Below are 20,161 nucleotides of genomic sequence, written 5' to 3'. Positions count from 1 at the left end.
CCGCGTATTCGTTCTGTTAGAGGCCCCATGTCCCTGCCCCCGGTTTCGATCCTGCCTTTCGACGGCCCCTCCGTCTGCCTGTTCTGCGGCGCATCCGATGCGGCGGATCCCGCCTACACCCAGGCCGCGCGAGACTTTGGCAAGGCGACGGCCGAGGACGGCTGGCGTCTGGTCTATGGCGGCGGCGGCGTCGGCCTGATGGGCGCGGCGGCCCGTTCAGCCCATGCGGCCGGCGGCCGTGTCGTCGGCATCATGCCGGCCTTCCTGCGCAGCCGTGAACGTCTGTTCGACGACGTTGAAACCGTGGTCGTCACCTCGATGCACGAACGCAAGCAACTGATGTATGATCAGTCCGACGCCTTCGTGGTCGCGCCCGGCGGCATCGGCACGCTGGAGGAAGTGGTCGAACTGCTGTCGTGGAAGCGTCTGGACCTGCACCACAAGCCGGTCGTTTTTTTGAATCTGAATGGTTTCTGGAACGGCTTCTTTGAGCTGATGAAGCACAGCGTCGCCGAAGGCATGACGCCCGCATCCTTCCTGCAGGCCTGGACGGTGGCCGATACGGTCGAGGACGCCATGGCCCAGATCAAGGCCAGCGACGATGCGCCTCAGTTGCAACATGATCGTAGGTAAGTGATCAACTTTCACCAACGCAACCTGCGGCACGTGCTCCGCACTTGACAGTTTTCATAGAAAACTGACAGTGGCGAGAACGGCACGACGCCGTTCTCGCATTTTCGGAGAGTATCCATGCGCGCACTGCTTCTCGCCGCAGTTCTTTTTGCGGCTCCGGCTGTCGCTCAGACGCCTGCCGCAACCAGCCTGACCCTTGCCGACGCCTCCAAGGCCCCTGCCCGTCCGACCATCGTCGATGGCGCGCGCTGGTCGTGTGAAGGCGCCGTCTGCACCGCCTCGGGCGGTTCGGAACAGCCCGCACACCGCGCCTGCCGCCGCGTGGTTCAGAAGTTCGGTCCCGTGACCGCCTTCTCCTACAAGGGTGAAGCCCTGTCGGCCGAACAGCTCGCCGTCTGCAACGCCTGATCAGATTATAGGTTTTAGCGAGAGCCTGATCCCTCAGGCTCTCGCAACGGCCTTCAGGCCGCTTCGCCTTTCAGGCGCCGCACGATGGTCTCACGGCCGATCAACGGCGCCATGGCCGCCATGTCAGGCCCATGCGGTTGTCCGGTCAGCGCCAGACGCAGCGGCATGAACAGCCCCTTGCCCTTGGCGCCCGTCTCCGCCTTGACGGTGTTGGTCCAGGCCGACCAGGCGTTCTCGTCGATCACATCCGGAAGCAGACGCAGCGCCGCTTCCGCGAAGGCGGCGTCCTCGATCACCGGCGTGATCGGCCCCTTTACGATCTTCGCCATATCAACGACATCGGCGAACTTGTTCAGGTTACCCCTGACCGTGTTCCAGAAGCCTTCGCCCAGGTCTGCATCCGCTGCGGCCAGACGCGGCTGGGCCGTTTCATAGCTCATGACATGCAAAGCCTGCGCATTCAGACGGTCCAGGTCGGCGGTGTCGTAGCGCGCTGGCGAGCGGCCCATCTTGGAAAAGGCGAAACTGGCGCCCAGGGTCTGAACCGACTCAGCGACTTCGAGTGCGTCAGAGGTGCCGATCTTGCCCAGGTGGCTGGTGATGGCGATGGGCTCATAGCCCTGGTCGCGCATGTCGCTGATCGACAGCGACCCCAGACGCTTGGACAGGGCGGCGCCATCTGCGCCGACCAGCAGGGGCATATGGGCGAACCCCGGAACAGTCGCGCCCAGAGCTTCGAAGATTTCGATCTGCGCGCCGGTGTTGGTGACGTGGTCTTCGCCCCGGATGATGTGGGTGATCGCCATGTCGATGTCATCGACGACCGACGGCAGGGTGTAGAGGAACAGGCCGTCCTCGCGGATCAGCACCGGGTCCGACATGGACGCCGTGTCCACCTCGGCATGACCGCGCGCCAGGTCTTCCCAGGAGACGCGCTTGCCTTCCAGTTTGAAGCGCCAGTGCGGGCGACGGCCTTCCGCCTCGTAAGCGGCCTTCTGTTCGTCGGTCAGTTCCAGAGCGGCGCGATCATAGATCGGCGGCAGGCCGCGCGACAACTGCACCTTGCGGCGGCGATCCAGTTCGTCCGCCGTCTCATAGGCGGGATACAGACGACCCGAGGCCTTCAGGCGCGCCGCAGCTTCTTCATAACGGTCGAACCGCTTGGACTGGTTGTCGCGCTCGTCCCAGGTCAGGCCCAACCAGGTCAGATCGTCTTCGATCCCCTGCTCGAACTCGGGCGTCGAACGGGCCAGGTCCGTGTCGTCGATACGCAGCACGAACGAACCGCCCTGCCCTTTGGCGAACAGCCAGTTCACCAGAGCCGTGCGGACATTGCCGACGTGCAGCTTGCCGGTGGGCGACGGAGCGAAACGAACCTTGACGGACATGGGGGATCAACGACCTCAACAGCGAGGCGGCTAGGTCGCGCTCCAACCCGGCGAAGTCAAGGCGTAGAGGCGTCTTTCGCCTCAGTCGTCGCGGTGAACCCGCTCGCGCCGCTCGTGACGTTCCTGCGCCTCGACAGACAGGGTCGCCGTAGGCCGCGCTTCCAGACGTCCCAGGCTGATGGGTTCGCCGGTATCCTCGCAATAGCCGTAGGAGCCGTCTTCGATCCGACGCAGCGCATCCTCGATCTTGGAGATCAGCTTGCGCTGACGATCCCGCGTCCGAAGCTCCAGCGCGCGGTCGGATTCCGAAGATGCGCGATCGACGAGATCCGGATGGTTCTCCGTCTCGGCCTTCAGGTTCACGACCGTGCCCTTGGACTCGCGAAGGATGTCATCCTTCCAGTCCAGCAGCTTCTTTTTGAAATAGGCTAACTGCCGTTCATTCATGAACGGTTCGTCGTCAGACGGCCGGTATTGTTCGGCCGAATCTGCAGATAGGACAGACGCTAATGCGTTCATCGCACTCACGCTCAAATAGCACGCCCCCCTGTGGCGTAAGGGCCGTATAATCAGGAGTACGAGTCGCAGCAACGCGCATCGCGATTCCGTGATCGCTATTGTCTGGCCAAACGCCAATTCGTGACAATTCTCACGCAGTCGGCTTACGGCTAAGCTTTGAAATCCTGCGACTTTCTCTCAACAGGCGAAGTATCAGCCGCGACTGTTGCGCGGCTCCGCCTTGGCCAGTTCGACCTGGGCGCGCAGATCGATCTGATCCAGCAAAGCCGTCAGTTCGGCGTCGCTGTCGTCGGGCCGTTCTTCGCGCAGGACGCGAGCCAGGCGTTCAAGGGCCGGTCCGCCCGGCTCTCCGGACAACAGCGCCATCTTCAGCTCATCCAGCCGGTCCAGCAGGCCGCCGCCGCGCCTGACCGCGCGCCGACGCCGCTCCAGCGGGCCTTCGACCTCCTGAAGCGCCATCAGGGCTGAAACGCCAGCCATGCTTGATGTCGCCGCCACAGAGGCCGCCGCAGCAGGCGCCGCCGCCCCCGACGTCTGCCCCAGGGAAAAGCCGCTGGCCCCGCCGCGCGCGGCGCGCGAACCCGTGGCGGCGTTGGGACCGCCCGTGCCGACAACCTTCATGCTCGGATGCTCCGGATCATTACGATCATGCTTGAGCCCCCCGGGTGACTGTTTGGTTAACGGCCCGGCAAAAACTGCCGCTGAAACACCGCTGAACAGCCCTCGTCACGTTGATTCAAATGGACTTTTTTAACGGCACGATCCTCGCATCAGCAGGCGCGTTACGCTGCATGGACGTCTGACCGATGCAAAATCTGCTTGCCCGCCTTATCGCCCCCCTCGCCGCAACCCTTGCGCTGGGCGGATTGGCGAGCCCGGTTCTGGCCCAGTCGCGCATCAAGGACATCGCGTCGGTCGAGGGCGTCCGCACCAACCAGCTCGTTGGCTACGGTCTGGTCGTCGGCCTGAACGGCACGGGCGACAGCCTGCGCAACTGCCCCTTCACCCGCCAGTCGCTGGAAGGCATGACCGAGCGTCTGGGCGTCAATATTCGCGGCGCCACGGCAAACTCCAAGAATATGGCGGCCATCATGGTGACCGCGGACCTGCCCGCCTTCGCCACCCCCGGTTCGCGCATCGACGTGTCCGTCTCGTCCATGTGCGACGCCAAGAGCCTGCTGGGCGGCACCCTGCTGGTTACCGGACTGCAGGGCGCAGACGGTCAGGTCTATGCCGTGGCCCAGGGCTCGATCCAGACCGGGTCCGTCTCGGCGTCCGGCGCCTCGGGCTCATCCGTGACGCGCGGCGTTCCCACCGCCGGGCGCATCGCTTCCGGCGCCACGGTCGAACGCGAGACGGGCTTTGAACTGTCGAACATGAATGAGGTTCGCCTGAACCTGCGCAACCCCGACTTCACCACCGCCCAGCGGGTGGCGGGCGTCATCAACGCCTCCTTCCCCGGCTCGGCCCTGGCGGAAAGCGGCACGGTCGTAGCCCTGCGTTCGCCCGGCCAACTGGGGATGGCGGGCTTCATCAGCCGTATCGAGAACCTGCCGATCACCGTCGACACCCCCGCCAAGGTCATCATCGACGAAGTGAACGGCGTCATCGTCATGGGCGACGCCGTTCGCATCTCCCGCGTCGCCATCGCCCAGGGCAACCTGACCATCTCTGTCGATGAACAGCCGGTCGTCAGCCAACCCGCGCCGTTCAGCCGCGGTCAGACCGCCGTGGTCCCCAGCACCCAGGTTCGGATCGAAGAGGATCTGGGCACGGAGATGCGGCTCATCGACGGCGGCGGCAACCTGTCCACCCTGGTCCACGGCCTGAACACCCTTGGCGTCAGTCCGCGCGACATGATCAGCATCCTGCAGGCCATCAAGGCCGCAGGCGCCCTGCAAGCCGACATTCAGGTGATGTGAGCATGAGCGAACTGTCCGTCTCCGCCGACCTGCTGCGCCCGGCGCCCAGCCTCGGCGCCGCTGCCTCCGACCGGATCAAGAAGACCGCACAGGACTTCGAAGCCTCCTTCCTGTCCCAGATGCTCAAGCCCATGTTCCAGGGCCTCAAGACCGACGGCCTGTTCGGCGGCGGCCAGGCCGAAGAAACGTGGCGCAGCTTCCTCGTCGATGAAATGGCCAAGAAGACCGTCGCCGCCGGTGGCATCGGCCTGGCCGACACGGTCATGAGCGAAATGCTGAAAATGCAGGAGCAGGGACAATGAGCGATCCCGAACTGGCCCGCGCCCGCGTCCGCCAACTGCTGGACCTGACACAACGCCTGACCGAACGCCTTATGGTCGAGACGCGCGCCTTTGAGGACAGCCGACCACAGGACATCGTCGCCGGTCTGACCGAGACGCAGGACATGGCCAATGTCTATCGCCGCGATTCCGGTCATGTGAAGGCCAATCCTTCCCTGCTGAAAGACGCTCCGCTGGAAGACCGCAAGGCGTTGCTGGAGGCGACCGAAACCTTCAACACCGTGCTGGCCAACCATGCTCAGGCCGTCGAGGCCGCCCGCACCATTTCCGAGGGTCTGGTCCGCGCCATCGCCCATGAAGTCACCGCCGCGCGCACGCCTGCCTCTGCCTATTCCGCCGACGGACGCGCTGCTCAGGGCGACGGGCGCGCCGTCGCCCTGAACCGCATGGCCTGACGGTCAATCAGAAGACGCAGCACGCCCGCCTTGTTGCCGTTTCCTTAAGCGGACGCATGCAAGGGTTGCAGCATGTCGCTGACTACACGTCTTCTTGGTCTCGCCTTTGCGTCCGCCGATGCTCTTGTTGAGCTGACCCCACAGGGCGATGTGGTCTTTGCGATAGGCGCAGCCGCCCAACTCGGCCATGACGCAGGCGTGGCGTGGAAAAACAGGCCTTTCGCCGACGTGCTGCATGATGGTTCGTCGGCCATGGCGGCGATCCGCCACACCAGACCCGGCGCACGCTCGGCGCAGATGGACATTCTGATCGCCGCAGGGCCCGGTCAGGTTCGTCGCGCCTTTCTGCGGGCTTTTGTCCTGCCCGAACTGGCCCCGGCCATCTCCTGCGCCATCGCCTATGATGGTCCCGCCTTCTCGATAGCGGATCTGCAGCCGACTGCGCTGTTGGATGTGCAGGCCTTCCTGGCTGACGCCGGCCGCATCGTCGCCGAAACGCCCGGACTGTCGCTAGCCTTCCTCGATGTTCAGGGCGTCGCGGGCCTGTCTGGCGATGCAGCGGACCGGGTGCACCAGCGTATTCAGGCGACACTTCAGTCGGCGGCGGCTCAGGGTTCGTCCGCCGCCAAGATCACCGCCGAAAGGTTCGCGTTGCTGCGCCCAGCGGACGACCAACGCGACCTGGCCGCCGAGATCATTGAGGCCGGAAAGACGGAAGGCGTGGCCCTGAACGCCGAAACCTATGCCGCGCCCGTGCCCGAACAATCCGACAATCTCTGCGTCCTGCGGGCCATGCGTTTCGCCATCGAGGACTGCCTGAAGGACGGCGGTCTGGCCAATCCGCAGATTGCCTTCTCAGAGTCGTTGAAACGCACCCTGCGTGATGCGGAGTTGTTCCGTAACCTGGTGAAGGCGCGCGCTTTTCAGATTCATTACCAGCCGATTGTCGACCTCTCGACGCGGGCCGTGCACCATTTCGAGGCCCTGGCCCGTTTCAGCCCAAACAACAGCCCCGCCGACGCCATACGCATGGCCGAGGAGTTGGATCTGATCGAATCCTTTGATCTGGCCGTGGCGGAAAAGGTGCTGAAGCGGATGCGGCGGCCCGGCGCGGGCCTGCTCAAGATGGCCATCAATGTCTCGGGCGCATCACTCAGTTCCGACGCCTATGTCGAACAGTTGCTGCACATGACATCGGGCGCGCCAGAAGAGCGATCACGTCTGATCGTAGAGGTCACCGAAACAGCGGCCCTCGCCGACATCGAAGCCGCGAACCGCCGCATCGCCGCCCTGCGCGCCGCAAACATCAAGGTCTGCATCGACGACTTCGGCGCAGGCTCGGCCGCCTATGACTATCTGCGCAATCTGTCGGTCGATGCGGTCAAGATCGACGGCTCTCTGGTGCGCGACATCGACACTGACAACCGCGCCCGCACCATGTTGCGCAGCGTGACCCAGCTTTGCCAGTCGCTGAACCTCGAAACCATCGCCGAAATGATCGAGACAGAAGCGGTCGCCGCCCAGTTGAAGGCCCTGGGCGTCACCTACGGCCAGGGCTGGCTGTTCGGCCGCGCGGAGGCCGAACCCCGCACCAGCCTGACCACCGTGTCAGCCGCCCGCCGTCGCGGCGCCGTCGAGGCCTGGGGCTGACCTACAGCGCCACCACGCGTTCTATTCCTATGGCGTCGATGAAGTCCGGGTCGTGGCTGACCACGATCAACGCCCCGTCATAGGCCGCCAGAGCCGCCTCAACCGCCGCCACCGAATCCAGGTCGAGGTGATTGGTCGGTTCATCCAGGATCAGAAGCTGCGCCGGGGTCCGCCCTGTCATCACGCAGGCCAGGGCCGCGCGCAGCCGTTCTCCGCCTGACAGTTCGCCGACCTTGCGATGCGCCGCCGTGTTGCGGAACAGGAACCGCGCCAGCGCCGCATGGGCGTCGTTCGCCGTACCCTCAGGGTTCAGCCGACGCCACGCCTCGATCAAGGTTTCATCCGGTTTCAGGATCGCCGCCTCCTGATCCAGCAGGACCGCCGCCACAGGCCGCTCAACCGCCCCAGAGGTCGGCGCCAGATCGCCCGCGATCAGATGCAGCAGCGTTGACTTGCCTGCTCCGTTCGGGCCGGTCACCGCGACCCGTTCAGGCCCCACGATCTTGAGACTGATCGGCCCGATGGTCCGTCTTCCCTGCGGCGTCGACCATTCCAGATCACGCACGTCCAACACTGTGCGCCCTGCGGACAGACCAGTCGGCGGCATGGGGATCGACAGCGCCCGCACCCGCTCGATCCGCGCCTGCGCCGCCTCCAGCGTCGTCTGAGCCTCTTCAGCCTGACGCGAGGCCAGCAGCCGGTCGCGGCCTCCGGTGTTCTCGGCCCGCTCGGCCCGCGCGCCCAACAGGATTTTCGGCATGTCCCCCTTGCCCGCCTTGCGCCGTCCGGCGGCGTCGCGTCGCGCCTTGGCCTCGGCGCGGCGTTGGGCGTCGCTGGCGGATCGCGCCGCGCCCTTTTCCGCGTCAGCCAGTTCCCGTTCCGCCGCCTGCCGCGCCTCGGCCTTGCGTTCGGCATAGAGGTCGTAGCCGCCGCCGAAGACCTCGACGCCCAGGCTGGAGATTTCGATGATCCGATCCATCCGGCGCAGCAGTTCGCGGTCGTGGCTGACCACCACCGCCCCGCCCTGCCATCGTTCCAGCACCTGCGCGACCAGACGACGAGCATCGGCGTCCAGATGGTTGGTCGGCTCATCCAGCAGCAACAGATCAGGTTGCCTCAGCAACAGCCCCGCCAGTCTCAAACGCGTCTGCTCGCCGCCGCTGAGCCCATCCGCCTGTCGTTCCAGCGACAAACCCGTCAGCCCGACCTGATCCAGCACGTCGCCAATGCGCGCCTCCAGGGTCCAGTCCGCGACCGCCAGATCGTCTTCGCCGCCTTCGCCCGCCAGGATGCGGTCGATCACCGCCAGATCATCCGCCACGCCGAGCAGAACGGCAGTCGTCTCTCCCGGCGCCTGATCATGCCTCTGGTTCAGGACGCCGAGGCTCCCGACACGCGCAACAGCGCCTTCAGCGGGCGCCAGGTCGCCGGACAGCAGGCGCAATAAAGTGCTCTTGCCCGCGCCATTGCGACCGACGACGCCGGTGCGCTCAGGCCCAAACGTCAGGCTCAGATTGTCGAAGAGTATGGAGCCGTCAGGCGTCCTAGCGGCGACCTTGTCGAGTGTCGCGAACGCGGATGGGGACGGGCTTTGGCTTTGGCTTATTGGCATGGAGAATCGCGAGCAGCAGGGCGGAAAGGGCGAAACCGGTTCCCAGAATGCTGATCATGATTGTCGTGCCTCTTACTCGAAAAGCCGTCAGAACAGAGAGGATGGGTGCGAATGTTGCGATGCGCAACCCCGGCTGCGAACACGCCCGCGTGAAGACTGGTTAACAGCGTGGTCCCTCGACCCCACCGGCGGCGCGCGATAAACGGCGGTCATGCAAGTTCCCTTTCGCATCGAAGACGCCGCTGGCGCCGCTGCCCGTCGCGAAGCCGCCGTGCAGCAACTGCGTGACGAGACCGGCATTGACGAGGCGATGATCGACGCCCTGGTCGAGGGCTTCTACGCCCGCGTCCGAGAAGACGGCCTGATCGGACCGATCTTCGCCGCCCGCATCGCCGACTGGGCGCCGCATCTGGCCCAGATGAAGCTGTTCTGGTCGTCCGTCGCCCTGTCCACCGGCGTCTATCAGGGGCGGCCCATGCCCAAACATCTGCCCCTGCCCATCGACGCTCGCCATTTCGACCGCTGGCTGGAGATCTTCGTCGTCACCGCCAACGAACTGTGCCCGCCCGTCGCCGCCAAACACTTCATCGAACGCGCCCGCCGCATCGCCGAAAGCCTGGAGCTTGGCGTCGCCAACGCCAACAAGGTCCTGCTGGCCAAGGGCGAACGCTATGTCCGGCCCTTCGAAGGCTGGACGCCGGATCAGGGCTAGATTGTGGCCTCTGCGGGCGCAGCAGTCATCGTGATGTTCACGTTGAAGCCCAACACCTTCCAGCCGTCGCCTTCCTTGACGAAGTTGGTCTCCACATGCGCCACGCGGTCTGGATAGGCGTAATCCTGCTGCACGCGATAGAAACGCCCCTGCGTGCTGGTCACGCTTTGAAAACCGACCACTTTCGGTTCAGGTATCGGCGCATTCGCGATAATGTTGCGCAGCATGGGGATCTGAGCCCGGATCGCCCCAGCGTCGTTCTTGGACGACATCCGCGCCAGAAGCGCTTCGTCCTGCCCCGCCGCCAGATCGCCGTAGAAAGCCTGCGCCTCGGCGTTCAGCGCCGGATCGGACTTGGGCAGGTTCGCATTGAAGGTGCAGGCCGCCAGCGTAGAAACCGCCGCAACTGCGCCCAAGGTTCTGAGATACATGAAGGCTCCCTCGCGTCCGCCCGCAATCTATCGTCAGTCACGGTTCACACAACCCTGATTTCAGCCGCAATGTTCCCACAATGTTCTTGCTGAATCACACAAACTAATCCCCATATAGCGTCGTCGCACCGGACCTGTCCGGCCTTCCCCGCGTTCTCGGACTCCATGACTGAAAAGCACAACTTCATCCGCGTTCGCGGCGCCCGCGAGCACAATCTCAAAGGCGTGGACCTGGATATTCCGCGCGAGCAGCTGGTGGTGATGACCGGGCTTTCGGGCTCGGGCAAATCCTCACTGGCGTTCGACACCATCTACGCCGAGGGGCAGCGTCGCTATGTCGAGAGCCTGTCGGCCTATGCGCGTCAGTTCCTGGAGCTGATGGGCAAGCCCGACGTGGACCTGATCGAGGGCTTGTCCCCGGCCATCTCCATCGAACAGAAGACGACGTCCAAGAACCCGCGATCGACCGTCGGCACGGTGACCGAGATTCACGACTACATGCGTCTGCTGTGGGCGCGTGTGGGTGTCCCCTATTCGCCCGCGACGGGCCTGCCGATCGAAAGCCAGACCATCAGCCAGATGGTCGACAAGCTGACCGCCCTGCCTGGCGGAGAGCGCATCCTGCTGCTGGCTCCCGTCGTCCGGGGCCGCAAGGGGGAATACAAGAAAGAGATCGCCGAGTGGCAGCGGCAGGGATTCCAGCGCCTGAAGATCGACGGCCAGTTCTACCCCATCGACGAAGCCCCGACGCTGGACAAGAAATTCAAGCACGACATCGACATCGTCGTGGACCGGATCGTCACCAAGCCGGATCAGGAAGGCCGCTACGCCGACAGTCTGCAGACGGCGCTGAGCCTGGCCGACGGCGTCGCCAACGCCGAATGGGCCTCGACGAACGAGGGGGAAACCGCGCCCCGGACCATCCTGTTCTCTGAACGGTTCGCCTGTCCGGTGTCCGGCTTCACGATCTCCGAGATCGAGCCCCGCCTGTTTTCGTTCAACAACCCGTTCGGCGCCTGCCCGGTGTGCGACGGCCTGGGCGTCAAACTGGCCTTCGACGCCGATCTGGTGATCCCGGACCGCGACAAGACCCTGCACAAGGGCGCCGTCTCACCCTGGGCGCGCGGCCCCTCGCCTCTCTACACCCAGACGCTGCAGTCGCTTTCACTGCACTACGGCTTCTCGATGGATGTGGCGTGGCGCGACCTTCCGGCCCAGGCGCACAAGGCGATCCTGTACGGAACCGGCGCCGAGAAGATCAAATTCACCTACGACGACAACGCCCGCAAATATGAGGTGTCCAAGCCGTTCGAAGGCGTCCTGCCGAACCTTGAACGCCGCTGGCGCGAGACGGACAGCGCCTGGGTGCGCGAGGAGCTGGGCCGCTACCAGTCCGAAACCCCGTGCGACGCCTGCCACGGCAAGCGCCTGAAGCCCGAGGCCCTGGCGGTCAAGGTCGGCGGCGAGGACATCGCGGACATCTCCATGCTGTCGATCTCCAAGGCCTATCTGTGGTTCTCGACCATCGAAGAAAGTCTGACGGAGAAACAGGCCGAAATCGCCCGCCGCATCCTGAAGGAGATCTGCGACCGGCTGCGGTTCCTGAACAATGTCGGCCTGGACTACCTGAACATGTCCCGCTCCTCCGGCACCCTGTCGGGCGGCGAGAGCCAGCGCATTCGTCTGGCGTCCCAGATCGGCTCGGGCCTGACCGGCGTGCTCTACGTGCTGGACGAACCGTCCATAGGCCTGCACCAGCGCGACAACACCCGCCTGCTGGAAAGCCTGAAGGGCCTGCGCGACCTGGGCAACTCCGTGCTGGTGGTCGAACACGACGAAGAAGCCATCCTGACCGCCGACTATGTGATCGACATGGGGCCGGCCGCCGGGGTTCATGGCGGACAGGTCTGCGCGGAGGGCACGCCCGAACAGGTCATGGCCAATTCCAACTCCCTGACCGGCAAATATCTGACCGGCGAACGGGAAATCGAAATCCCGGCTGACGGGCGCCGCCCCATCGACCGCAAGCGGATGCTCAAGATCAGCGGCGCGACCGGCAACAATCTGAAGAATGTCACCGGCGAAATCCCGGTGGGCGTCTTCACCTGCATCACAGGCGTGTCGGGCGGGGGCAAGTCCACCTTCACCATCGAGACCCTGTACAAGGCCGCCGCGCGCCGGCTGAACAATGCGTCCGAAGCCCCCGCCCCCTTCGACCGGATCGAGGGGCTGGAGCAGTTCGACAAGGTGATCGACATCGATCAATCGCCCATCGGCCGTACGCCGCGTTCCAACCCCGCCACCTACACCGGCGCCTTTGGCCCCATCCGCGACTGGTATGCGGGTCTGCCGGAGTCCAAGGCGCGCGGCTATGGGCCGGGCCGGTTCAGCTTCAACGTCAAGGGCGGCCGCTGCGAGGCCTGTCAGGGCGACGGCGTCATCAAGATCGAGATGCACTTCCTGCCTGACGTCTATGTCACCTGCGACGTCTGCAAGGGCAAACGCTACAACCGCGAGACGCTCGAGATCGTGTTCAAGGGCAAGTCCATCTCGGACGTGCTGGACATGACAGTCGAAGAGGCCGCGACCTTCTTCAAGGCCGTGCCGCCGATCCGCGACAAGATGCTGACGCTGGAGCGCGTGGGCCTGGGCTACGTCAAGGTCGGCCAGCCCGCCACAACCCTGTCAGGCGGCGAGGCCCAGCGGGTCAAACTGTCCAAGGAACTGTCGAAACGCGCCACGGGCCGCACCCTGTACATCCTCGACGAGCCGACCACCGGCCTGCATTTCGAGGATACCCGCAAGCTGCTGGAGGTGCTGCAGGAACTGGTCGAGGCGGGCAACACCATTGTGGTGATCGAGCACAATCTCGATGTGATCAAGGTTGCTGACTACCTGCTGGACTTCGGCCCCGAAGGCGGCGACGGCGGCGGCGAGATCGTGGCGGTCGGCACGCCCGAACAGGTGGCGGACAACAAGGCCAGTTGGACCGGCAAATACCTCAAAGAGGTGCTGGACCGGCACGAGGCGCGCCGCAAGGCCCGCGTCGCGGCTCTGGGTGTTTCGGACGCCAAACCCGCCCGCAAGAAGGCGAAGGCGTCGGCTTAGGCCCAATCGACTTTCAGTACACCGCGCTCTTAATTCGTCATTCCGGGGCTGATCGGAGCGAAGAACCCGGAACCCAGAGAGATAATCTCGTCCCTGAGGGCGTTCGTCGCTGGATGTCCATTTCCTGGCTTCCGGGTTCGTCCTTCGGACGCCCCGGAATGACGGTTCGAGTCTTAACCTAAACCGGCGCCTTCTCTTCACCGACCACCACGGGCACCTTACTCACAACGCCGTAATCCTTGCTGCGCCAGCGCAACGCCAAGACGACACAGGCGAGCAGCAGCACAGCCGTCGTGACCACGCTGCCTTCCGGCCCAAAGGCGGCGCCGGTCAGCCACCAGGGCGCGCCTGTGCGGTCGGCAAGATCGATGATCAGCGGCGGCGTCTGGATCACCTGCCCCGACACCTCTAGCCCAAAGCCCAGGCCCAGCAGCCAGTTCCAGGCCGCGTGCCAGCCGCACACGCCCCACAGCGATCCCTCGCGCGCGGCGTAGAAGCCGATCATCACCCCGAACAACACCACATTGGCCACGCCGACCACCAGTTCCGGGGACGGCTTGATATTGCCTGCATGCAGCAACCCGAACAGGGCCGAACTCAACCCGATGCCCCAACCCAGACCGTGGCGTGACGCGATGACCTGCATCAGCCAGCCGCGCGTGACGATCTCTTCCGTCGAGCCCTGAATGATGAAGCCGATCAGCAGTACGACAATGGGAAACAGCGCGCCCAGCACGTTTGGCGTGGTGAAGGCCCCACCCGCTTCTATGCGATAGCCGCCCAGCGCCGCGATGAGGCCGACAACGGTCAGCAGGAAGGCCAGGCCGATGCCGTATCCGCGCAGGAAACGCTTCAGCCCCTGATCATTGAAGCCGATGGCGCGGATGCTGCGCCGCTCAAACAGGATCACCCAGCCGATGGTGATCACGGCGATGACCGCGAACCCGGCCAAGGTATAGGCCATGGCGCCCCAACCCTGGCTCTGGCCCTGCATGTCCACCCAGCCCAGCAGGATCGCCGGGATCATGGACAAGGTCTGCCCCAGGATGATGAACACCACCGCCAGGATCAGCGCCACAGCCGTCCACGTTCGGCGATGACGCGGCTCACGCGGTGCGTAGAGTTCAATACCCGCCATGGCCTGTTCTTCCCCGAGAAGACTGTTTCTTGGACTCAGCGGCCGCGAATGCCCAGCCACGCCGCCGAGAAGGGTGCATAGACCACAGCGATCTGCAATGCCGACAGGAAGGCGTTGACCACGGACCAGAGCAGGATGGGCAGCCAGGCCTGGGCCAGTATCTCCACCGATGACTGACCGCTGAACCGGGCCAGGCCTTCGATGCCGCCGCCCGCCAGATTGACAGCCGCACTGATGATGCCGCCCAGAATGCTGACGACCATGAACATTACGAAGGCCAGGATCGCCATGCCCAGCAGGGGCCAGAAGCGTCCCTTGGTCGCCTTGAAGGATTCCATGACGGCGATCTTGCCCGTGTCCACCGTGATCGGCACAGCAAGGCTGAGGCGCACGGCCAGCCAGATCACGCCGCCGATTGCAGCCAGTCCGGCCAGCAGCCCCGCCAGGGCCAGGATCGGCTGTCCCGACGCGGCCAGCGCCGTGACCACCGTCATCGCGATACCGCTGGCCAGACCAAGGCCAAGGCTGACGATCAGGGTGACGATCAGCACGCGAACCTCATCCATGCCCAGACGCAGATAGCCCCAGCGGGTCTGGTCAGGCCGCAGCACGGAGCGCGCTACAGCGGCGCTGAGCACCGCGCTCAGGATCAAACCCACCGGAATGATCCACGCGATCCCGCCGAACATGGCCGCATAGGCCTCGCCTATGCCTTCCAGTTGCGCCTGAGGCGACCCGGAGCCGCTCTGCAGGCTCTCGGCCGACGCCATGAAGGTCGCCCAGTGTCCGGCCCCAAGGCCGAACATCGCCAGGAACATCGCCAGATAGGCCACACCCCAGAACAGCGCGGCGGCGGGGTGGCGACGAACGACGCGAAAGCCTTCGAAGGCCGCTTCAGTAGCGGAAAAACTCATGTCGCACTCCAGCTCAGATTCGAAATGATCTTAGACCAATGCGCGCACGGCGTCCTCTGGCGCGCCATCCAGCAATTGTCGGGCCGCGGACACAAAGGGCGCCGACAACAGCGTCATCACCGAACCATAGAGGAAGGCGCCCGGCCCCACGGTCAGCAAGGCGACACTCCACATCACGGGCGCCGAAGGGAACAAGTCGCCGAATGTCACCGCGTCTCCGATTGCGGCCATATGGGCGAAGGCTCCGGTGGCGAACAGGATGATGATCACCACAAAGGCGATGATAAAATAGACCACAAGATAGACCAGCCAGGTGCAGACCAGCAGACCCAGCAGCGGCAGGGCTCGCTTCTTGCCGAGGTTCCAGCCTTCCACGAAGGCCAAACGCCCCAGGATCATTGTTGCAGGAGCAATCAGCGACAGTCGCGCCGTCGCCACGGCGACGAAGGCGACCAGCGCCAGAAACAGCACGATGCCGAGGACAAGCGCCACCGCCTGACTAACATGCCACACGATGGCGGTGACCAGCGCACCGATCACCACCATGATCAGCACGGCGAGATAGGCTCCAATGAACAGGGCGATCCCCACCACACCGACACGCAACTCATCCATGCCGACGCGTAGGAAGAACCATTTGTCAGGTCGCCCAATTCGCAGCGTCGCCCGCATGGTCGCCGCCCAGACCGCCACGGTCAGCACAAGCTGAGCGATATTCATCAGCATGGAAATGCCCTGCATCGCCATGATCTGACCCAGGAATTCAGGCGGAGGCTCCGCACCGTCACCCAGCGGAATATTCGCCAATGTCCCGAAGATCATCAGCGCCGCCAACACGGTGAACACAGCGACCACAAACCCCCAGACGAAAACGGCCGCCGGATGACGGCGGATCACGCGCAACGGCGTGGCCATGGCCTCGCTGATGGAAAAGCTCTCAGTCACGTGCGCCTCCTTGCGGCGTGTGGGATTCGACCTGGCGATAGACCGCCCCCAGATAGGCCAGGGCCAGCGGTCCTTGCACAAGATTCAGTACGACCGCCCAAACCACCCAACCGACTGCGCCCGTCAGCAGGCCTGTCGACCACAGGCTGATCAGCAGAAACTTCGGGACGGCGACGAGGATCAATCCCGCGAACAGGGGCCAGAAGACATCGCGCGTAAGGGCCATGCTGTTCAGCGACACCATATGTCCGCGCCCCACGGTCGCCGCTGCGAACAGCGACAGCCGCATGATCAGGGCCGCCACGGCGAACAGGACTCCAACCGTCAGCACGGCAAGCAAGACCAACTTCCATGCCGGTCCGACCGCCGCCCATTCACGCGCCTGAATGGCGCTGGCGTCCAGTCCCGCCATGCCGAACACCGCCAGCAGCACCAGGGCCACCACGGATACGATCATGGCCATGAAGACGGCGCACAGGGCCGCCGCCCCCGCCAGCCTCAACTCCGGCATCCTGAACTGCAGACCGACCGGACCCAGTCCCAGACGCCGGGCGTCCGCCTGATCCGCTGAAATCGAAACCCGCGTCAAAGCGCCCGTCAGCACCAACGTCGCCGCCACGGCGGCCAGAGTCCATGCCCAGACCAAGCCATCGGCGACGAACGGCCGCACGCCCCAGACGACAGCCCCAACGACCACCGCGCCCCACGCAGTCCTCCAGCCCCGGATCATCCCCGGAACCGTCGCTGACAAAGCATCGCCCAGTCGCAACTGTCTGTTTTTGCGCGTCATGCCGCCCCCTCTGAACGCGCGATATAGCAGGGGATCGTGACGCGCGGCCAGACGACGGCTATTAGGCCGCCATGACTGCTTCCACCACCTCTCCTTCACCCGTCCACGTCATCGGTGGCGGCCTCGCCGGATCCGAAGCCGCCTGGCAGATCGCCCAGGCCGGCGTGCCCGTCATTCTGCACGAAATGCGCGGCGTTCCGGGCATCAAGACCGACGCCCACCAGACGGACGGGCTGGCCGAACTGGTCTGCTCCAACTCGTTCCGGTCGGATGACTGGCAGTTCAATGCGGTCGGCCTGCTGCACGCGGAAATGCGCGCGTTGGATTCGGTGATCATGGCCTGCGGCGACATCAATCAGGTGCCCGCAGGCGGCGCCCTGGCCGTTGACCGCGACGCCTTCTCCCAGGCTGTCACCGCCAAGCTGGAAGCCCACCCGCTGGTGACCATCGTGCGCGAGGAGATCGCGGGCCTGCCGCCCGAAGAATGGCACAATGTCATCGTCGCCACCGGGCCGCTGACCTCCCCGGCGCTGGCCGAGGCTGTACTGAAGGCCACGGATCAGGAAAGCCTGTCGTTCTTCGACGCCATCGCCCCCATCGTCCACGCCGACAGCATCGACTTCGACATCGCCTGGCGACAGTCGCGCTATGACAAGGAAGGCCCGGGCGGAGACGCCGCCGCCTATGTCAACTGCCCGATGAACAAGGAACAGTATGACGCCTTTATCGACGCCCTGCTGAACGGCCCCAAGGCCGAGTTCAAGGAATGGGAGAACGTCCCCTATTTCGACGGCTGCCTGCCCATCGAGGTCATGGCCGAGCGCGGTCGCGAAACCCTGCGCCACGGCCCGATGAAGCCCGTCGGCCTGACCAATCCACGCGATCCGTTGGTCAAGTCCTACGCCATCGTCCAACTGCGTCAGGACAATGCGCTGGGCACCCTGTTCAACATGGTCGGCTTCCAGACCAAGCTGAAGCACGGCGTGCAGGCCGAGACCTTCCGCATGATCCCCGGCCTGCAGAACGCCCAGTTCGCGCGTCTGGGCGGCCTGCACCGCAACACCTATCTGAACAGCCCGGAACTTCTGGACAAGCAACTGCGGCTGAAGGCCATCCCCCGCCTGCGGTTCGCCGGTCAGGTCACGGGCGTCGAGGGCTATGTCGAAAGCGCCGCCATGGGCCTGTTGACCGGGCGTCTGGCGGCGGCTCAGGCCCTGGGTCGCGACCTGTCGGCCCCGCCGCCCGAAACGGCGATGGGCGCGCTGGTCGAGCACATCACGGGCGGACACATGGCTGGCTCGAAGTTCCAGCCGATGAACATCAACTACGGCCTGCTGCCCCCGCTGGAAGCGCCCAAGGTCGATGAAGAGGGCAAGAAGATTCCGCTGAAGGAACGCGGCCGCGCCAAGAAACGCCTGATGAGCATCCGCGCGCTCGACAGCCTGAAAGCTTGGCGCGACGCGGGCTGAACCGCATCGGCCGGGTCGTCTCAATGCAGTTTGGGAAGACCCGGCCGGAAGCCCAGGGTGACCACGGCCAGGATCAGAATTCCGACGCCCATGGCGACCCACGCCTGAGTCAGATCGGCGACATGATCTCGCAGCAGACCGGCGGCCAGGGGCGACAGGCTGGCGATGATGTAGCCGCCGCCCTGAACGAAGGCGAGCAGATCGCCTGAACGGGCCGGATCATCAATCTGGTCCATCGACAGGATCAGCGTCAGCGGGAAGATGGCGCCGATCCCCAGCCCCATGACCAGCACGACCGGAACCGCCAGGCTGACGGGCGCGACGACCAACCCCGCCAGACCGACCAACGCCAGAATCAGGGCGGTCAGGATTGGACCGCGACGGTCCGGGAAGCGCCCGATCAGAACCGACACCAGAAGGCCCGCCGCGACCTCTGCCCCCGTCATGGCGCTGAGCAGATAGCCCGCCGTCGCGCGCGGCTGCCCCAGATCGACATAGAAGGGCGGCAACCAGGCCAGAACCAACGTATAGGCTGACGTCCCCAGCCCCAGAACCAGGATCAGGCTCCACGCCCGCCCCTGTCTCCAGAAGGGGATTTCGGGATGCGTCGCTTCGGCGACCGCCAGTCGGTTGGGTTCTTCCGCCGCCGGGTCACGCGCCGCGCACAGCCACACGACCGCCGCCACAAAGGCCGGAACGCTCCACAAGGCCAAGGTTCCCGCCCAGCCGATCACCTCGGCCAGGCCCGCCGCTGTCGCCGCCGCTATGGCCGCGCCGCCCATGATGCCCGTGGTGTAAAGCGCCATCACTGTGCCGAACCGCGCCGGGAAGGCCCGCTTGATGACGACAGGCGCCAGGGCCTGAATCAGGGCGACGCCGACGCCGACGACCACCGCGCTGGCGATCAGGCTGGCTGTTTCCCGAAACAAGACCCGCACCAAACAAGCGACGCCGATCAGCAATGCGCCCAGCAGTATGCCCCGCCGCTCGCCCAACCGCCGTCGCAGCGGGCGGATGGACAAAGCCCCCACGCCGATCATCAACACCGGCAAGGTCGTCAACAGGCTGGCGGCGGTGGAATCCATCCCCGTCGCCGTTTCGATCAGATCCAGCAGAGGCCCAACCGCCGCCATGGCGGGGCGCAGATTCAGCGCCAGGGCCACGATGGCCGCCAACAGCAGCAAGGGCGCGCCGCGCGTCAATTCGCCGTTGGACCGTACGGTCATGGCAGAGGACTCCACTCAAAAACTGGGCTAGTATCTCGTCATTAAGTATCTCGATGTCAAGATAACCAATGACCGACAGAGCCTCACGCGCCGCTGCTGAATGGGCCGTCCAACGCCCCGACCTGGACATGCTGCCCATGGAGTTGCTGGGTCGCCTGAACGAAGCATCCCAGTTGATCGTGCGCGAGCGACAGGCGCCGATCTTCTCCGGCTACGGGCTTCAGCCTGGCGAGTTTGATGTTCTGGCGACCCTGCGTCGGGCGGCGCCGCAGACGGGTTTGACGCCCACCGCTCTGTTCGAGGCGACCATGATGTCGTCTGGCGGCATGACCGCACGCATCGATCGGCTGGAGAAAGCCGGTCTGGTCGAGCGAGGTCCCCATCCGAGCGACCGCCGCGCCACTCTGGTCAAGTTGACGGACAAGGGGTTCGATCTGATCGACGGCATGATGTCGATTCATGAACAGACGGCGCAGGAAATCCTGTCGCCCTTGTCACGAGAGGAGCAGACGCTGCTCAATGGCCTGTTGGCCCGACTGGTCAGCGGGTTAAACGCCTAG

The 20,161-nt window shown here is 64.8% G+C and carries 20 protein-coding genes; 10 read left to right on the top strand and 10 right to left on the bottom strand.

Annotation, left to right across the window (positions count from 1 at the left end; translation table 11 throughout):
* The first annotated feature begins 27 nt into the window (after positions 1-27).
* Positions 28-633 carry an LOG family protein gene (locus tag JKF87_RS13045; RefSeq protein ID WP_201100327.1) on the top strand — a complete coding sequence of 202 codons (606 nt, stop codon included), beginning with the start codon at positions 28-30 and terminating at the stop codon, positions 631-633.
* A gap of 117 nt (positions 634-750) precedes the next feature.
* A complete protein-coding gene (locus tag JKF87_RS13040; protein ID WP_201100326.1) occupies positions 751-1,041 on the top strand; it encodes a CC_3452 family protein in 291 nt (96 codons plus the stop codon).
* Positions 1,042-1,094: 53 nt separating this feature from the next.
* On the opposite strand, the gene gltX is transcribed toward JKF87_RS13040, so the two are convergent.
* The 3 genes from gltX to JKF87_RS13025 all read right to left on the bottom strand — a co-directional run bounded on the left by gltX (position 1,095) and on the right by JKF87_RS13025 (position 3,569).
* Positions 1,095-2,429 (bottom strand): glutamate--tRNA ligase, encoded by a 1,335-nt coding sequence (gltX, locus tag JKF87_RS13035; protein WP_201100325.1) that lies wholly within the window; start codon positions 2,427-2,429, stop codon positions 1,095-1,097.
* An 81-nt stretch (positions 2,430-2,510) separates the two neighbouring features.
* Positions 2,511-2,948: an RNA polymerase-binding protein DksA gene (gene dksA, locus JKF87_RS13030; protein ID WP_201100324.1), complete on the bottom strand. Its 438-nt coding sequence runs from the start codon at positions 2,946-2,948 to the stop codon at positions 2,511-2,513.
* 192 nt (positions 2,949-3,140) lie between these two features.
* The gene (locus JKF87_RS13025; RefSeq protein ID WP_201100323.1) at positions 3,141-3,569 is read right to left on the bottom strand and encodes a flagellar assembly protein FliX; all 429 of its coding nucleotides are present in this window, start codon (positions 3,567-3,569) and stop codon (positions 3,141-3,143) included.
* Positions 3,570-3,754: 185 nt separating this feature from the next.
* Here JKF87_RS13025 and JKF87_RS13020 point away from each other — a divergent pair, with 185 nt between their 5' ends.
* The 4 genes from JKF87_RS13020 to JKF87_RS13005 all read left to right on the top strand — a co-directional run bounded on the left by JKF87_RS13020 (position 3,755) and on the right by JKF87_RS13005 (position 7,256).
* The gene (locus JKF87_RS13020; protein WP_201100322.1) at positions 3,755-4,870 is read left to right on the top strand and encodes a flagellar basal body P-ring protein FlgI; all 1,116 of its coding nucleotides are present in this window, start codon (positions 3,755-3,757) and stop codon (positions 4,868-4,870) included.
* Between the two features lie 2 nt (positions 4,871-4,872).
* Positions 4,873-5,172, top strand: coding sequence for a rod-binding protein (locus JKF87_RS13015; RefSeq protein WP_201100321.1), 300 nt, complete (start codon positions 4,873-4,875; stop codon positions 5,170-5,172).
* Positions 5,169-5,606 carry a flagellar basal-body protein FlbY gene (locus JKF87_RS13010; protein WP_201100320.1) on the top strand — a complete coding sequence of 146 codons (438 nt, stop codon included), beginning with the start codon at positions 5,169-5,171 and terminating at the stop codon, positions 5,604-5,606. The genes JKF87_RS13015 and JKF87_RS13010 overlap by 4 nt, the downstream gene beginning before the upstream one ends.
* A 72-nt stretch (positions 5,607-5,678) precedes the next feature.
* Positions 5,679-7,256, top strand: a complete 1,578-nt coding sequence (locus JKF87_RS13005) for an EAL domain-containing protein (protein ID WP_201100319.1) — start codon at positions 5,679-5,681, stop codon at positions 7,254-7,256.
* Position 7,257: 1 nt separating this feature from the next.
* Here JKF87_RS13005 and JKF87_RS13000 read toward each other — a convergent pair whose 3' ends face one another.
* Entirely contained in the window at positions 7,258-8,868 is a 1,611-nt protein-coding gene (locus tag JKF87_RS13000; protein WP_201100318.1) for an ABC-F family ATP-binding cassette domain-containing protein, read from the bottom strand.
* A gap of 211 nt (positions 8,869-9,079) precedes the next feature.
* Here JKF87_RS13000 and JKF87_RS12995 point away from each other — a divergent pair, with 211 nt between their 5' ends.
* Entirely contained in the window at positions 9,080-9,580 is a 501-nt protein-coding gene (locus JKF87_RS12995) for a group III truncated hemoglobin (protein WP_201100317.1), read from the top strand.
* Here the strand turns inward: JKF87_RS12995 and JKF87_RS12990 are convergent.
* On the bottom strand, positions 9,577-10,011 hold the full coding sequence (locus JKF87_RS12990; protein ID WP_201100316.1) for a hypothetical protein: 435 nt from the start codon (positions 10,009-10,011) through the stop codon (positions 9,577-9,579). The two genes, JKF87_RS12995 and JKF87_RS12990, sit on opposite strands and share 4 nt — an antisense overlap.
* Before the next feature lie 165 nt (positions 10,012-10,176).
* Between JKF87_RS12990 and uvrA the strand changes: the two genes are divergently transcribed.
* Complete coding sequence (gene uvrA, locus JKF87_RS12985) at positions 10,177-13,119, top strand: excinuclease ABC subunit UvrA (protein WP_201100315.1); 2,943 nt, start codon at positions 10,177-10,179, stop codon at positions 13,117-13,119.
* A 178-nt stretch (positions 13,120-13,297) separates the two neighbouring features.
* Here the strand turns inward: uvrA and JKF87_RS12980 are convergent, their stop codons facing one another.
* Genes JKF87_RS12980 through JKF87_RS12965 form a run of 4 tightly spaced genes read right to left on the bottom strand, consistent with a single transcriptional unit; the run spans position 13,298 to position 16,906 of the window.
* Complete coding sequence (locus JKF87_RS12980) at positions 13,298-14,257, bottom strand: CPBP family intramembrane glutamic endopeptidase (protein ID WP_201100314.1); 960 nt, start codon at positions 14,255-14,257, stop codon at positions 13,298-13,300.
* Positions 14,258-14,292: 35 nt separating this feature from the next.
* Positions 14,293-15,171 carry a hypothetical protein gene (locus tag JKF87_RS12975; protein ID WP_201100313.1) on the bottom strand — a complete coding sequence of 293 codons (879 nt, stop codon included), beginning with the start codon at positions 15,169-15,171 and terminating at the stop codon, positions 14,293-14,295.
* Between the two features lie 30 nt (positions 15,172-15,201).
* On the bottom strand, positions 15,202-16,086 hold the full coding sequence (locus JKF87_RS12970; RefSeq protein WP_201100312.1) for a hypothetical protein: 885 nt from the start codon (positions 16,084-16,086) through the stop codon (positions 15,202-15,204).
* 22 nt (positions 16,087-16,108) lie between these two features.
* On the bottom strand, positions 16,109-16,906 hold the full coding sequence (locus JKF87_RS12965; protein ID WP_201100311.1) for a hypothetical protein: 798 nt from the start codon (positions 16,904-16,906) through the stop codon (positions 16,109-16,111).
* 71 nt (positions 16,907-16,977) lie between these two features.
* Between JKF87_RS12965 and trmFO the strand changes: the two genes are divergently transcribed.
* Positions 16,978-18,375: a methylenetetrahydrofolate--tRNA-(uracil(54)-C(5))-methyltransferase (FADH(2)-oxidizing) TrmFO gene (gene trmFO, locus JKF87_RS12960; protein ID WP_201100310.1), complete on the top strand. Its 1,398-nt coding sequence runs from the start codon at positions 16,978-16,980 to the stop codon at positions 18,373-18,375.
* A gap of 20 nt (positions 18,376-18,395) precedes the next feature.
* Here trmFO and JKF87_RS12955 read toward each other — a convergent pair whose 3' ends face one another.
* Entirely contained in the window at positions 18,396-19,601 is a 1,206-nt protein-coding gene (locus JKF87_RS12955) for an MFS transporter (RefSeq protein WP_201100309.1), read from the bottom strand.
* A gap of 68 nt (positions 19,602-19,669) precedes the next feature.
* Here JKF87_RS12955 and JKF87_RS12950 point away from each other — a divergent pair, with 68 nt between their 5' ends.
* Positions 19,670-20,161, top strand: a complete 492-nt coding sequence (locus tag JKF87_RS12950) for a MarR family winged helix-turn-helix transcriptional regulator (protein WP_201100308.1) — start codon at positions 19,670-19,672, stop codon at positions 20,159-20,161.

Source organism: Brevundimonas nasdae (assembly GCF_016654005.1).
GTDB classification, from domain to species: Bacteria; Pseudomonadota; Alphaproteobacteria; order Caulobacterales; family Caulobacteraceae; genus Brevundimonas; species Brevundimonas nasdae.
Note: the sequence above shows the minus strand (reverse complement) of the source record. Positions and strands in the feature narration are given on the sequence as shown.

Bases quoted from the DNA above. Each gene is read 5' to 3' on its own strand.
- JKF87_RS13020 (WP_201100322.1), top strand. From the start codon at position 3,755: ATGCAAAATCTGCTTGCCCGCCTTATCGCCCCCCTCGCCGCAACCCTT.
- JKF87_RS12955 (WP_201100309.1), bottom strand. From the start codon at position 19,601: ATGACCGTACGGTCCAACGGCGAATTGACGCGCGGCGCGCCCTTGCTG.
- JKF87_RS13000 (WP_201100318.1), bottom strand. From the start codon at position 8,868: ATGCCAATAAGCCAAAGCCAAAGCCCGTCCCCATCCGCGTTCGCGACA.
- JKF87_RS12975 (WP_201100313.1), bottom strand. From the start codon at position 15,171: ATGAGTTTTTCCGCTACTGAAGCGGCCTTCGAAGGCTTTCGCGTCGTT.
- JKF87_RS12950 (WP_201100308.1), top strand. From the start codon at position 19,670: ATGACCGACAGAGCCTCACGCGCCGCTGCTGAATGGGCCGTCCAACGC.
- JKF87_RS13025 (WP_201100323.1), bottom strand. From the start codon at position 3,569: ATGAAGGTTGTCGGCACGGGCGGTCCCAACGCCGCCACGGGTTCGCGC.
- dksA (WP_201100324.1), bottom strand. From the start codon at position 2,948: ATGAACGCATTAGCGTCTGTCCTATCTGCAGATTCGGCCGAACAATAC.
- JKF87_RS13015 (WP_201100321.1), top strand. From the start codon at position 4,873: ATGAGCGAACTGTCCGTCTCCGCCGACCTGCTGCGCCCGGCGCCCAGC.
- JKF87_RS13005 (WP_201100319.1), top strand. From the start codon at position 5,679: ATGTCGCTGACTACACGTCTTCTTGGTCTCGCCTTTGCGTCCGCCGAT.
- trmFO (WP_201100310.1), top strand. From the start codon at position 16,978: ATGACTGCTTCCACCACCTCTCCTTCACCCGTCCACGTCATCGGTGGC.
- JKF87_RS13045 (WP_201100327.1), top strand. From the start codon at position 28: ATGTCCCTGCCCCCGGTTTCGATCCTGCCTTTCGACGGCCCCTCCGTC.
- JKF87_RS12965 (WP_201100311.1), bottom strand. From the start codon at position 16,906: ATGACGCGCAAAAACAGACAGTTGCGACTGGGCGATGCTTTGTCAGCG.
- JKF87_RS12980 (WP_201100314.1), bottom strand. From the start codon at position 14,257: ATGGCGGGTATTGAACTCTACGCACCGCGTGAGCCGCGTCATCGCCGA.
- JKF87_RS13010 (WP_201100320.1), top strand. From the start codon at position 5,169: ATGAGCGATCCCGAACTGGCCCGCGCCCGCGTCCGCCAACTGCTGGAC.
- uvrA (WP_201100315.1), top strand. From the start codon at position 10,177: ATGACTGAAAAGCACAACTTCATCCGCGTTCGCGGCGCCCGCGAGCAC.
- JKF87_RS12990 (WP_201100316.1), bottom strand. From the start codon at position 10,011: ATGTATCTCAGAACCTTGGGCGCAGTTGCGGCGGTTTCTACGCTGGCG.
- JKF87_RS12995 (WP_201100317.1), top strand. From the start codon at position 9,080: ATGCAAGTTCCCTTTCGCATCGAAGACGCCGCTGGCGCCGCTGCCCGT.
- JKF87_RS12970 (WP_201100312.1), bottom strand. From the start codon at position 16,086: ATGGCCACGCCGTTGCGCGTGATCCGCCGTCATCCGGCGGCCGTTTTC.
- gltX (WP_201100325.1), bottom strand. From the start codon at position 2,429: ATGTCCGTCAAGGTTCGTTTCGCTCCGTCGCCCACCGGCAAGCTGCAC.
- JKF87_RS13040 (WP_201100326.1), top strand. From the start codon at position 751: ATGCGCGCACTGCTTCTCGCCGCAGTTCTTTTTGCGGCTCCGGCTGTC.